The organism is Mesorhizobium sp. B2-6-1, from assembly GCF_006440475.1.
Lineage (GTDB): Bacteria > Pseudomonadota > Alphaproteobacteria > Rhizobiales > Rhizobiaceae > Mesorhizobium.
Genome location: NZ_VFUH01000011.1, coordinates 154266 through 166608, shown reverse-complemented (window position 1 = coordinate 166608; position 12343 = coordinate 154266). Strand labels below are relative to the sequence as shown.

At 63.7% G+C, this 12343-nt stretch carries 10 protein-coding genes; 2 read left to right on the top strand and 8 right to left on the bottom strand.

The window, feature by feature from the left end:
- Positions 1-8: 8 nt before the first annotated feature.
- Entirely contained in the window at positions 9-1232 is a 1224-nt protein-coding gene (locus FJ443_RS22110) for a lytic murein transglycosylase (protein WP_140496283.1), read from the bottom strand.
- 201 nt (positions 1233-1433) lie between these two features.
- On the opposite strand from FJ443_RS22110, the gene galU reads away from it, so the two are divergent.
- A complete protein-coding gene (gene galU / locus FJ443_RS22105; protein WP_181175128.1) occupies positions 1434-2348 on the top strand; it encodes a UTP--glucose-1-phosphate uridylyltransferase GalU in 915 nt (304 codons plus the stop codon).
- Positions 2349-2404: 56 nt separating this feature from the next.
- Here the strand turns inward: galU and FJ443_RS22100 are convergent, their stop codons facing one another.
- Positions 2405-4183: an outer membrane beta-barrel protein gene (locus FJ443_RS22100; RefSeq protein WP_181175127.1), complete on the bottom strand. Its 1779-nt coding sequence runs from the start codon at positions 4181-4183 to the stop codon at positions 2405-2407.
- A 227-nt stretch (positions 4184-4410) separates the two neighbouring features.
- On the opposite strand from FJ443_RS22100, the gene FJ443_RS22095 reads away from it, so the two are divergent.
- Entirely contained in the window at positions 4411-5412 is a 1002-nt protein-coding gene (locus tag FJ443_RS22095; RefSeq protein ID WP_140624325.1) for a KpsF/GutQ family sugar-phosphate isomerase, read from the top strand.
- Between the two features lie 114 nt (positions 5413-5526).
- On the opposite strand, the gene FJ443_RS22090 is transcribed toward FJ443_RS22095, so the two are convergent.
- From FJ443_RS22090 to FJ443_RS22065, 6 genes are all read right to left on the bottom strand, one after another.
- On the bottom strand, positions 5527-5991 hold the full coding sequence (locus tag FJ443_RS22090; protein WP_140496280.1) for an NfeD family protein: 465 nt from the start codon (positions 5989-5991) through the stop codon (positions 5527-5529).
- Between the two features lie 24 nt (positions 5992-6015).
- A complete protein-coding gene (locus tag FJ443_RS22085; protein ID WP_140624323.1) occupies positions 6016-6966 on the bottom strand; it encodes an SPFH domain-containing protein in 951 nt (316 codons plus the stop codon).
- Between the two features lie 89 nt (positions 6967-7055).
- Positions 7056-8300, bottom strand: a complete 1245-nt coding sequence (locus FJ443_RS22080) for an FAD-binding oxidoreductase (protein ID WP_140665913.1) — start codon at positions 8298-8300, stop codon at positions 7056-7058.
- Positions 8301-8355: 55 nt separating this feature from the next.
- Positions 8356-9420 carry a ferrochelatase gene (gene hemH, locus FJ443_RS22075; RefSeq protein ID WP_140665910.1) on the bottom strand — a complete coding sequence of 355 codons (1065 nt, stop codon included), beginning with the start codon at positions 9418-9420 and terminating at the stop codon, positions 8356-8358.
- 134 nt (positions 9421-9554) lie between these two features.
- Positions 9555-11579, bottom strand: coding sequence for a bifunctional metallophosphatase/5'-nucleotidase (locus FJ443_RS22070; RefSeq protein ID WP_140665907.1), 2025 nt, complete (start codon positions 11577-11579; stop codon positions 9555-9557).
- A 204-nt stretch (positions 11580-11783) separates the two neighbouring features.
- A complete protein-coding gene (locus tag FJ443_RS22065; protein WP_140496275.1) occupies positions 11784-12161 on the bottom strand; it encodes a hypothetical protein in 378 nt (125 codons plus the stop codon).
- Positions 12162-12343: the final 182 nt, after the last annotated feature.

Below are 12343 nucleotides of genomic sequence, written 5' to 3'. Positions count from 1 at the left end.
GACAGGCCCTATTTTTGCCTGAGCCATTTGAGCACTTCCATGCTCGGATAGCCGTCCTGGGTCAAGCCGACCTTTGCCTGATAGGCCATGATGGCCGACTTCGACCCGTCGCCGATCTTGCCGTCGAATTTGCCATCATAAAGGCCGTGCTGGGAAAGCCGCTTCTGCAATTCCTGCCTTTCCTCGAACGTCAGCTTGGTGAAAGGCCGTTTCCAGTCCTGTACGAGGCCGGTGGAACCGGCGATCTCGTCGGCAAGAAGGCCAACGGCAAGCGCGTATTTGTCGGCATTGTTGTAAGCCTTGATGACCGAGAAATTCCTGATCATCAGGAAGGCGGGACCGCCGCGGCCATCCGGTACTTTCAACGTCGCCTTGTCGCTGAGGTTCCTGAACGGCTTGCCGCTCGCCCTGACCACGCCGAGCGCCTGCCATTGCGCCAGCGTCCTGGAGCCTGCAGGCAGCTTGCCGGCCGGCAAGGCCACCTCGTAGCCCCAGGTCTTGCCGGCCTGCCAGCCATTCTTCTTGAGCAGATTGGCTGATGTCGCCAAGGCATCGGGAATGGAATTCCAGATGTCGCGCTTGCCGTTGCCGTCCATGTCCACCGCATAGTGCTGGTAGCTGGTCGGGATGAACTGGGTCTGGCCCATGGCGCCCGCCCAGGAGCCCATGAGGTGGCTCTCGTCGATGTCGCCGGTCTGGAGGATCTTCAGTGCGGCGACCAGTTGCGTGCGGGCATATTTCGACCGCTTCTGATCGCCATAGGCCAGGGTCGCCAGCGAGCGGACGACATTGCGCATGATGTCGTCGCGCTTGAGGATCTCGCCATAGTTGGATTCCATCGACCAGATGGCCAGCAGGACGTTGCGGTCAACGCCGAACCTCGCCTCGATCCTGTCCAGCCACGGCTTCCATTTCCTGGCCATCTGCTGGCCGACCGCGACCGACTGGTCGTGGACGCGGTTGTCGAAATAATCCCAGGCGGGTGCGGTGAATTCCGGCTGGGTTCGGGCTTTTTCCAGCACCACCGGATCGGGTTCGTCGATGCCCCTGAAGGCGCGGTCATAGACGGCGCCGGAAACGCCCCCCTGCACCGCGGTGGCGCGGAAGCCGGCGACCCATTGCCGGAAGCCGGCATCGGCGAAGGCCGGCCCGGCAGGCATCAGCATGGCGAGCGAGAGGCTGGCGGCCGTCATGACGCTGGTGAAACGCTTTGCGGCATTGCGAACGGACATCTTTTCCTCCTTCTCCGTCTTGGGAAAGACCATTCATCGCCGAACCAGGTTAGGAATTGGTTTACCATAGGCCGCCCCTGGAACGAAAAGGCGCCTCGATGCTTCTACCGGTGCAAGTTTCCCTTCATTCGCCCGATAATCCTCAATTCCGGCGTGAAAATGTCGCGGCGCGGGATTGCGGAGCCGGCCTGCAAACGGATAATTGAAGGCATGAAGAGAGTTCGCAAGGCAGTTTTCCCGGTCGCAGGTCTCGGCACGCGGTTTCTCCCGGCCACCAAGGCCGTCCCCAAGGAAATGCTTACCGTGGTCGACCGGCCCGTCATCCAATACGTGGTGGACGAGGCGCGCGAGGCAGGCATCGAGCATTTCATCTTCGTCACCGGGCGCAACAAGGCGGTCATCGAGGATCATTTCGATATCCAGTTCGAGCTCTATGACACGCTCGCCCAGCGCGGCAAGGACGACCAGCTCGCCAGGCTGCAGCGGCTGCAGCCCGGGCCGGGACAGACCAGCTTCACTCGCCAGCAGGTGCCGCTCGGACTTGGCCATGCCGTCTGGTGCGCGCGCGAACTGGTCGGCTACGAGCCGTTCGCGCTCTTGTTGCCCGACATGATCATGCAGTCGGAAAAGAGCTGCATGAGGGACATGGTCGACCTCTATGCCGAGACCGGCAACAACATTATCGCGGTTCAGGAATGCGATCCCGCCGAGACCCATAAATACGGCATTGTCGGCCGGGGCGAAGCCACCCATCATGGCTTCCGCATCACCGAGATGGTGGAAAAGCCGAAGACCGGCACCGCGCCCTCCAATCTCTACATCAATGGCCGCTACATATTGCAGCCCGAGATTTTCAAAATCCTCGAAGGCCAGGAGAAGGGCGCCGGAAACGAGATCCAGCTCACGGACGCAATGCTGAAGCTGGAGAAGCAGCAGCCCTTCTACGGCTACCACTTTCAGGGCCGCACCTTCGATTGCGGATCGCCGGAAGGGTTCGTCGAGGCCAATGTGGCCTTCGCGCTCTGGCGCAACGACATGAACCAGAGCATGGCCGGCGTTATCCGCAGGCTTCTCGACGAGATGGCGCCTTCGGAGGACGTTGTGGCGGCGCTTTAAGGGAGGCGCTGTCTGGCCGATGTCTCGGATGCGGCACGCAGCTTAGCGGCCCGCGCTTACCGCTGCACCTTCAAGCCGAGATAGATGCTGTTGGCGGTGTAGTCGCGGCCAGGCAGGTTGCTGGTGAGCTTCTCGGTCCTGGCGCGGGTGGTGAGGCCGGCATAGCGGTTCAGCCACCATGTCAGCCCGGCTTCGGCGCTCAGCACCCTGTCATGGCCGTCTATGCCGATATAATCGCGCCAGTCCAGGCCCAGCGCGGCATTGCCGGTCAGGTTGGCGCGGATCTGGCGTTCGGCCGTGAGGCGGCCGGAATAGAGGATGTCGCCGCTTTCACCTGCGGTGGTCGTGGGCTCGACCGTGGTCCGCCCGGTCAGGCCGATCGTGGTGCCGCGTTCGGGCGACCATTTCAGGTCGGCGTCCACGGTGGCACCCGCGATCGCCCCCAGGCGGTCGTCGTCGATCGCTTCCTGCAGCCAGCCGGCCGAGAACTCGCCGGCGAGCTTCTCGCCCATGTCGAGCTCGAGGCCGGCGCGGGCACCAAGCCGCGTTGATGAACGCTCGAAGCCTTCATTGTCGAAGCGTTGATCATAGGCCCTGCGCCCGAGCTCGATTTCGGTGAAAGGCGTAAGGGCAGGGGAGATTTCGTAGCCGGTGCGCAAGGTCGCCGTATAAAGCGTGGAGTTACGATCCTTCTGCGACAGCGAGGTGTCGTCAGAAAGCTTGGCGTCGCCATAGAAGTCGTGCGAGACCGCGCCGGTCAAAGTGTATTGCGCCTTGCCGACGTCCTTTTCGATGCCGAGGCTGCCGTCGATGGTCTGGCGCAGCGGTTGCTTGCTGACGCCTGCAATGGCGTCGGGCGACGAGGCCGATTCCGGCACGGCCTCGTAACCGAGCTTGGCGACGGCGCGTTGCTCGTTGTCGAGGTCGACATTGAGCTGGCCTTCGATGCGGCCTTGCTCATTGTGAACCGGGTAGCCCGAGACGGTCTCGCGGAAGAGGCCATAACCATCAATGGTCGCGGAGTTCTCGCGCCAGTCGGAGGCGGCGGAAAAGCGCAGTGCCGTCTCGGACAGCAGCGCCGCTTTGCCGGCACTGCTGGAATCGCCGTTCGAGGTGGCGGTCAGGCCCTGCTCCAGCGTCGGCCTTATGACGAAGGAGCCCCATTTGATGCCTGGAGCGGTGAACGGATCGTCCTCGATTTTCTTCTTCTGCCCTTCGATGGAAGCGGTGCGTTCGGCGCCCGGATCGAGCTGCTGCCGGTCGACGCTGTCGATCGTGACGGCGCGGCGGTTGGCGGTCTCCTGGTCGGTGCCGGTGCCGGTGACGGTGGCGTCGGCATCGTCGGCCGTGCTGGCGGTGGTGGTCGCGTCGGTCGTCGCGGTGGTGTTCTTTTTCTTTGTCTTCGCCCTGTCGGCGGTCTTGTCCGCATTGGCCTGCCCGGTGGCCGATGGCCGGCGTGGTTTGGGCGGAGGCGGATTGTCGGCGGTCGCGTCGTCACCGGCCGCCGGCGGGTCGAAGATGCTGCCAGTGGGCGAGGCGGCGCCGCTATCGTCAGGAGCAGCGCCGGCGCTGGCGGGCAGATAGGTGCGCGACGGCGTGTCGTCCTGACCGGGGGGGGCCGGCTGCTGTTGACCCTGACCGGCTATGGCGGCCAGTCTCGCCTTGCGCTGCTGGTCGGACAGGATCGCCGATTCCGACACCTCGCCGCGCAGCTCCGTTTCCTGGGCGAAGGACAGCGTCGGTCGCGGCAGACCGAAGATGCTGGTCGCCAACAGCAAGGCGCAGGCAGCCTTGCTCTTTCGCCTTCTCGTCTTTTCTGACTGGGCCCCGGACATCGCCACCACTGCTTGCGCGGCGCGAGCGCGCGCCATACTTACCGAACCGTAAATGGGGATGGTTAACGGAGGGTTGAGGCGGAGGGCGATTGCTTTTCCAAGCGCTCATTGTTCCAGGCCTCGACATTCGTGACCTTGCGCTTCGTTCATTCGAACCGCTCTCCTAGACGGTCGGGGGAGGCATTTCCGTTGGACAGGCGCGGCACAAAGCGCTAATCGCATCGGCCATGGATGCGCGATCCCTCGACAAGAAGCCGTTGGACAGACAGGCCTCTATCGCTTCGGCACTAAGAACGGTGGCGACCGAACAGGCGGGAGTGGCGGCGCTGGCCGAGGCGCTCGAAAATGGGCTGGCGAAGCCCTTTGCCGAAGCGGTCGACATGATCTCGAGGATCGAAGGCCGGGTCATCGTCACCGGCGTCGGCAAAAGCGGCCATATCGGCTCGAAGATCGCCGCGACCCTGGCCTCGACCGGAACGCCGGCTTTTTTCGTCCACCCCGCTGAAGCCAACCACGGCGATCTCGGCATGATCGCCAGGGACGATGCCATCATCGCCATGTCATGGTCGGGCGAAAGCAAGGAGATGATGGGCATCGTCGCCTATTCCAGGCGCTTCTCCATCCCGCTCATTGCAATCACGTCCGGTGAGACATCGGCGCTGGCGCGCGCCGCTGACGTCGTGCTTTTGCTGCCGCGTGCGCCGGAAGCCTGCCCACATGGCCTGGCGCCGACGACATCGGCACTGCTGCAACTGGTGATGGGCGACGCGCTGGCGATCGCCCTGCTCGAGGCGCGGGGTTTCACGCCCGATCATTTCCGCACCTTCCATCCCGGCGGCCAGCTCGGCGCCAACCTGATGCAGATCCGCGAGATCATGCATGTCGGCGAGAGGTTGCCGCTGGTCGTTTCGGGCACCGGCATGCCGGACGCGATCCTGGAGTTGTCGCGCAAGGGCTTCGGCTGCGTGGCGGTCACCGCCGCCGACGGCGCGCTGATCGGCATCGTCACCGATGGCGACATCAGGCGTCACATAGGCAGCAACCTGACGGCGATGACGGTCGATGAGGTGATGACGAGATCTCCCAAGACCGCGGCGCCGGACACGCTGGTGGCTACGGCGCTGCAGACGATCAACAATTCAGCCATCACCAGCCTGATGGTGGTGGAGGGCGACAAGCCCGTCGGGCTCGTCCACCTGCACGATCTTTTGCGCATCGGCGCTGCGTAGAGCAGTTCACCGTTTCACGGAAACGGCGAACTGCTCTATCTCTTTGTTTCTGCACAATTCCGGACGGAAAACCGTACACACTTTTCCTGGAATTGCGCTAGCGCGGAGCCGGTTTCACACCCGCTCGACGGTCAGTTCGAGATCGGTGTCGGCGGCTCCGGTGACGCGCACCTGGGTGCCGGCCGGCAGGTCAGGGCCAGAGACGCGCCACAGCGTGTCGCCGAGCTTGATGCGGCCGCGGCCGTCGCGGATCGGCTCGGCCAGCGTCGCCATCCTGCCGATCATCTGCGCCCCACGGCGGTTGAGCAGCGGCTGGTCGGTCGGCTCGTCGCGTCCGCCGATGAGTTTCTTGCCGACCAATGCCGAGACCAGCGACAGCGCGAGGAAGACGAGCACCTGGACCTGCCAAGTCCAGCTGGCCGCATCCCAGACCAGCAGCGATACCGCGCCGACGATCAGCGCGGCGATGCCGGTCCACAACATGAAGATGCCCGGTGCGATGATTTCCATCGCCAAAAGCACGAAGCCCAGAACCATCCAGTTCCACGGGCCGAGTTCGGAAACGATGCGGTCGATCATGGTTTTGATCCACTCACAAAGGCATTAGTTGTCGCTCGGCCTGACGACCGGAGGTCGTGAGACCTGCCGTTGCGTGCCGGCCGGCCCGTCGCCCTTGAACACTTCCCTGGCGATCTCGCCGATGCCGCCCAGCGAGCCGATCAGCGACGACGCTTCGAAAGGCATCAGCACGATCTTGCTGTTGGTGGCCGAACCGATCTTGCCCAGCGCTTCGGTGTATTTCTGGGCGACGAAGTAGTTGAGCGCCTGCACATCTCCCTTGGAGATCGCTTCCGACACCACTTGCGTGGCGCGGGCTTCCGCTTCGGCGGAGCGCTCGCGTGCCTCGGCATCGCGGAAGGCGGCTTCCTTGCGGCCTTCGGCCTCGAGGATCTGCGACTGCTTGAGGCCTTCGGCGGCAAGGATCTGCGCGCGTTTGTTGCGTTCGGCCGTCATCTGCCGGCCCATCGATTCGATCAGGTTGGCGGGCGGATTGATATCCTTGATCTCGACGCGGGTGATCTTGATGCCCCAGGGATGGGCCGCTTCGTCGACCACGCGCAGCAGGCGCTCGTTGATCGCGTCGCGGTTCGACAGCAGCTCGTCGAGATCCATCGAGCCCATCACGGTGCGGATGTTGGTCATGGTCAGGTTGAGGATGGCGTTCTGCAGGCCGGAAACCTGGTAGGCCGCCTGCGCCGCGTTGAGGATCTGGAAAAAGGCGATGCCGTCGACACCGACGATGGCGTTGTCGCGGGTGATGATCTCCTGGCTCGGGACGTCGAGCACCTGCTCCATCATGTTCAACTTGGCGCCGATGCGATCGATGAACGGCACGATGAGGTTGAGGCCTGGCGACAGCGTTTTCGTGTAACGGCCAAAGCGTTCGACCGTATAATTGTAACCTTGCGGGATTGTCTTTATGCCTTTGAACAGCACCAGCACGACAAGAGCGACCAGAACAATAATCGCGATATCGAAACCACTGAAATCCATTTGGCTCTCCCTCAAGAGGCAAGCCATGGGAGCCATTCTCCCGCAGCCGGCTTCAGCAAACACTTAAGTGTGTTTCAACAACGTTACAATCAGGTGATGAGGGATTGTTTGTGTCGCTGCTGCCGGTGGCTGAAGGCGAACAGGCTTGCGTCCGTATCTTCCGATCCGGCGATGGCGGCAGAAACGATTTCGGATGCGATTTGCGAGAAGGCGATGCCGTTGCCGCCATAGCCCATCACGGCCTGGATGCGCGGATGCCCAGGGATGGCGCCGATATAGGGCAGGCCGGTGGTTGTGGTGCCGAAGGAGCCGGTCCAGGCAAAATCGGGCCTGGTGTCCAGATCCGGGAACAGGCGGCCGAGCTTCCTGGCCAGTCTCAGGCTCTTGCCGGCGATCAACGCGTCACGCCGTTCCTTGTCGATAAAATCCTCGTCTTCGCCGCCGCAGATCACCCTGCCGTCGGCTGTCGCCCTTGCATAAAGATAGGGGTCCGACGCTTCCCAGATGAGGGCCGCGTCCGGCCAAATCTTTCGCGGCTGCGGGCGTGTGGCGATGGCCCATGTCGAGATGACGCGGTGGGCGGCTGCCGGCACGATGTCGGTCAACTCGTAGCCGGTCGCGAGCAGGACGTACTGCGCGCTGATTATGGGGCCGCCCCTGGTGGCGACGACGACCTCCTTGGCGCTGTCTTCGATCGCGGTCGCCTCGACCGGGGCGTAGAGGCGCGCCTTGCGCTCCAGCGCCTTCAGCAGCAATCCGGCGGTCAGTTTGCGCGGATCGAGCACGATGTTGCCATGGCTGAGGATGGCGCCGTCGCGCTCGATGCCGAATCGCGCAGCCAGCGGCGCAGGGGCGAGATAGGTCGCGGCGATGCCCGCCTGTCGCCGCGCCTCGGTCTCGTCACGCAACTGCGATGGGCCGAGCACGGTACCGGCCAGATAGAGGGAGGGGGCGCGGCTCAGGCGGCAGTTGATGGAGAGCTCGGCTATGCGGCCGGCAAGGTTGGAAACGGCCAGACGCGAGCGCCGCCAGGCCTGTTCCGCCGAGGCCTTGCCGATCATCCTGCCGAGTGCCGTCAGCGGCTGGTCGATCTCGAACTGCACCAGGGCGGTGGTCGCCGACGTCGACCCTCTCAGCGGGCCGCGCCGGTCGATGCAGACCACCGAATGGCCGTCAGCCGTCAGCGCTTCTGCGATCATGGCGCCGCTGATGCCCATGCCTATCACCAGCACATCGGCCTTGGCGTCACGGGTCAGAGCGCTTGTCGGGACAGCGGGTGCCCGATAGGCGGACCAGACTGGCCGGCCGCTTCTGAGGTCGAGCTTGCGGGGCATCGATGGTCTCCGGAGGGCGCGCCTCAACGCCCCGGAACGTCCATTGTTCCCGGGTTCAGATCCAGCCGGACAGTTCGCGCCGCACCATCGCCTCGATCACCGCCATGCCTTCGGGACTGTCGTTGAGGCAGGGGATGTGCGCGAATTTCCCGCCGCCGGCATGATGAAAGGTTTCCGCCGCCTCGCGGCCGATCTCGTCCAACGTTTCGATGCAGTCGACGGAAAAGCCGGGGTTGACGATGGCGATCGATTTCACGCCGTCCTTGGCCAGTTTCTCCACCGTCTTGTCGGTGTAGGGCTGCAGCCATTCCTGTGCGCCGAAGCGCGACTGGAAGGTGGTGATCAGCTTCTTCTCGTTCCAGCCGAGCCTCTCGCGCAGCAGCCGTGTCGTCTCGAGGCAATGCGCGCGGTAAGGATCGCCTCTGTCGGAATAGGGTTTCGGGATGCCGTGATAGGAGGTGATGACCACCTCCGGTTCGAAGTCGAGGCTCGCCAGATGCCGTTCGATCGAATGGGCGAGCGCCTCGATATAGACCGGTTCGGCATAGTAGGGCGGCACGCTGCGAACAGCGGGCGCCGCGCGCATCTTCATCAGCGCCCGGAACAACTGGTCATTGGCAGTCGCCGTGGTGGTGGCCGAATATTGCGGATAGAGCGGAAAGGTCAGGATGCGGTCGCAGCCCTGCGCGACCAGGCTTTCGGCGACGCTCGCGGTCGAGGGATTGCCGTAGCGCATCGCCCAGCCGACGACCATGTCGGGCAGGTCGCGCAATGCCACGGTCAGCTTCTCGGCCTGGGCGCGGGTATAGGTGCGCAGCGGCGACTCGTTGTTCTCGCGATTCCAGATCCTGGCATAGTTGGCGCCCGACTTCTTCGGTCGCGTGGTCAGCACCAGGCCGTAGAGGATCGGATACCAGATCGCCTTGTTGAGTTCGATGACGCGCGGGTCGGACAGGAATTCGCGGAGATAGCGCCACATCGGCCTGAAATCGGTGCCGTCCGGCGTGCCGAGGTTGACCAGCATGACGCCGACCTTGCCCGCCTTGGCCGGCGAATGTCCGGCCGGTCTCGGTCCCACGGTCCTCGCGGGCTTGGCGTCGACAGGGATGGAAGGCGGCATTGCGGGTCTCCGAACACGGCGCGAAAGTAGCGATGCGGCGCTGCTTTTCAATGCAGCGTCTGGCCGCACCTTACCCGAAACAGGATGCCCGCCCTGTTTCGGGCGGGTGTCCCTGCGCGCAAAGGCGAAGGCGGTTACCTCGGCGGTATGGTCAAGGTGGCGCCGACCGGAAGCCGGCGCGGCTCGTTGCCCTTGTTGGCTTCGGAAATGACTTTCCACCTGGTGCCGTCGCCATAGGCCTTCTTTGCCAGGTCCCAATAGGTATCGCCGGCGACGATGACATGGCTGGTTTCGGCCGGTGCGGCCTCGGCGGGCTTTGCCGGCTCAGCCGGCGCGGGTGTTGCCGGGGCAGGGGCGGCTTCGGCAGGCTTTGCCGGTTCCGCAGGTGCTGGCGTTGCCGGAGCGGCAGGCGTTGCCGGTGCGGGCGCAGGCGCGGCCTCGGTCGACACGGCCGGCGGCGTGTTGGCGATATCGCCGGAGTTGGCAGGCAGGTCGGGCATTGCTTCGGCTGGCTTGGCGGGCTCCGCCGCAGGCGCGGCCGCTGTCGTCGCGGCGATCTCGGTGATGCGGCCGTCGAGCTTGGGCGTGTAGGGCCGGTGCGCGCCGAGATAGTCGGCGACCACCTGTTCGAGGCCGGGGCCGTAATCATAGGCGTTCTTGGCCTTTTCGGCGAAAACCTTGTAGCCGTCGCCGCCCTGGCGGACATAGTTGTTGGTGGCGACCAGATAGTCCTTGTCGGGATTGAGCGGCGTCCAGGCGCCGTTCTCCATCACCTCGACAGACTTGACGCGGCCGGCATTGGCCGGGGCGGATTTGTCGAAGGCGTATTTCAGGCCGGCCACCTGCGGGAAGCGGCCGGCGCCGTCCTCGACCTGGCTGAGACCGCTTTCGAGCCCGGCAACGAGGTCCTTGCCCGAGATCTGGAAGGTCGCCAGCGTGTTCTGGAAGGGCAGCACGGTCAGCACCTCGCCCATGGTGACGGTGCCCTTGTCGATCGAGGCGCGCAGGCCGCCGCCATTGGAGATGACGATCTCGACGCCCTGTCCCTTGACGTGGTCGAGGATGGCGTCGGAGACGAGATTGCCCATCGCGCATTCGCGGGCGCGGCAGCTCTCGCGGCTGCCGTCGATGACGTCGGTCGTCTCGGCCACTTCCTTGTTCTTAAGCGCTTCGATCGGCGCGCCGAGCTCCTTTATGCGGGCGAGCACGGCGGGATCGGGCGTGATCGACTTGTCGAGGAGGATCGGGTCGCCGCTCGCCGACTTGACGACGCCATTGTCGTCGAACACGACCTTGAACTCGCCGAGATATTTCGAATAGGACGCCGCCTGCACGACCGGCACCTTGTAGCCGTCAGGATTGTCGACCATGGTCGGATAGGGGCCTGCCGCCTTCGGATCGGTGTTGGACAAAAGCGTATGGCTGTGGCCGCCGACGACCACGTCGACGCCCGGGATCTTCGCTATGACATCGCGCTCCCTGTTGTAGCCGATATGGGTCACGGCAATGATCTTGTTGACGCCCTCTCCCTTCAACTTCTCGACCTCGGCCGTGATCGACTTGACGTCGTCCTCGATGGCGATGTTGGGGCCGGGAGTGGCGAGTTCGGGCGTATCGTTGGTGACGGCGCCGATAATGCCGATCTTCTGGCCGCCGACCTCGACGACGATGGACGGCTTGACGCGGTCACCGAGCTTGGACTGCGCGTTGGCTTTCACATTGGCGCCGAGCACGGGGAACTTGATCATGTCGAGGAACGGCGCCAATGCCGTTTCGCCGTCGTCGAATTCATGGTTGCCGAGCGCCATGGCATCGAACTTCATGTCGTTGAGGAACTCGCCTTCGGCCTTGCCCTTGTAAGTCGTGTAGAACAGCGAACCCTGGAAATTGTCGCCGGCGCTGAGCAACAGCACGTTCTGGCCTTCCAGCTTCTTGCGCTCCTGCGCGATCGCCGTGACCAGCCGGCCGGCACCGCCGACGCATTCGCCCTTTGTCTCCTCGTCCGCCGAGCAGGTGGATTCGTATTTGTTGTTGCTTTCGATGCGGCTGTGCCAGTCGTTGATGTGCAGGATATTCAGCGTGTAGTCGGCAAAAGATGCGCCGGCCGACAGGCCCAGCGTCGACGCGGAAAGGGCGGCAATGGCGGCAAGCTTCTTCATCTTCGTCTCCCGGATAGGCTGATCAGAGCCGTTTAACGCTCTTGCTTGACCGGTCTATAACAGCCGGCTTTTTCAGCCATGTTCCCATCGCGTTCCGGAGCATGCAAGGGGAAATCGGGGCAAAATCCCGTTGATCCCTGCTGGGCACAAAAAAGGACGGCGGCCATTGGCCGCCGTCCTTTGGAGGTTTGAATGCCTGGTGGTTCAGGCCCGCCGGGTCAACACGAAGTTCTGGCCGGAGCCGCTGGTGCAGTTGAGCTGGCTGGTGGACACCAGCAGGCAATTGAAGCTCACCGGCGTCTGCCGGATCAGCGAGGTTCCGTGGATCTCGACCGATGTGGCGCCGGTCATCGTATAGGTGCCGTCGGACAACTTCTGGCCGGTGTCGGTCGCCACCGTGGTGAAGGTTCCGCCGGCAAAGGTCGAAAGACCGGTGCCCTTGGCGTCGATCCAGGAGCCTTCGACGCCCTTCGGCGCGGCCCCTATCGACGGCTCGTCGGGACCGCTGGTTGCACAAGCGGCCAGCCCCACCATCGTGGCCGCCGCAACACTCATCGAAAGAATCTTGCGCGCAATGGTCATGTAAAAATCCTCTCCTCGCCCGTCGGCCCGAAATCGGAAAACGACTTTCGGAAAGCACGGTGCATGCATCCAAGTTTCAAGAGCGTAGTTCATGCGTCCAGATGGACGCGGCTTGCTCCCGTCCGCATCCTTCAATCGCCCGATTTCCGGGCGATTGCAAGGCAGTGAGGCATGCTTGGCGC

Bases quoted from the DNA above. Each gene is read 5' to 3' on its own strand.
- FJ443_RS22085 (WP_140624323.1), bottom strand. From the start codon at position 6,966: ATGGATTTCAGTGGTTTCGATATCGCGATTATTGTTCTGGTCGCTCTT.
- FJ443_RS22095 (WP_140624325.1), top strand. From the start codon at position 4,411: ATGGATGCGCGATCCCTCGACAAGAAGCCGTTGGACAGACAGGCCTCT.
- FJ443_RS22080 (WP_140665913.1), bottom strand. From the start codon at position 8,300: ATGCCCCGCAAGCTCGACCTCAGAAGCGGCCGGCCAGTCTGGTCCGCC.
- FJ443_RS22110 (WP_140496283.1), bottom strand. From the start codon at position 1,232: ATGTCCGTTCGCAATGCCGCAAAGCGTTTCACCAGCGTCATGACGGCC.
- FJ443_RS22100 (WP_181175127.1), bottom strand. From the start codon at position 4,183: ATGTCCGGGGCCCAGTCAGAAAAGACGAGAAGGCGAAAGAGCAAGGCT.
- FJ443_RS22090 (WP_140496280.1), bottom strand. From the start codon at position 5,991: ATGATCGACCGCATCGTTTCCGAACTCGGCCCGTGGAACTGGATGGTT.
- hemH (WP_140665910.1), bottom strand. From the start codon at position 9,420: ATGCCGCCTTCCATCCCTGTCGACGCCAAGCCCGCGAGGACCGTGGGA.
- FJ443_RS22070 (WP_140665907.1), bottom strand. From the start codon at position 11,579: ATGAAGAAGCTTGCCGCCATTGCCGCCCTTTCCGCGTCGACGCTGGGC.
- FJ443_RS22065 (WP_140496275.1), bottom strand. From the start codon at position 12,161: ATGACCATTGCGCGCAAGATTCTTTCGATGAGTGTTGCGGCGGCCACG.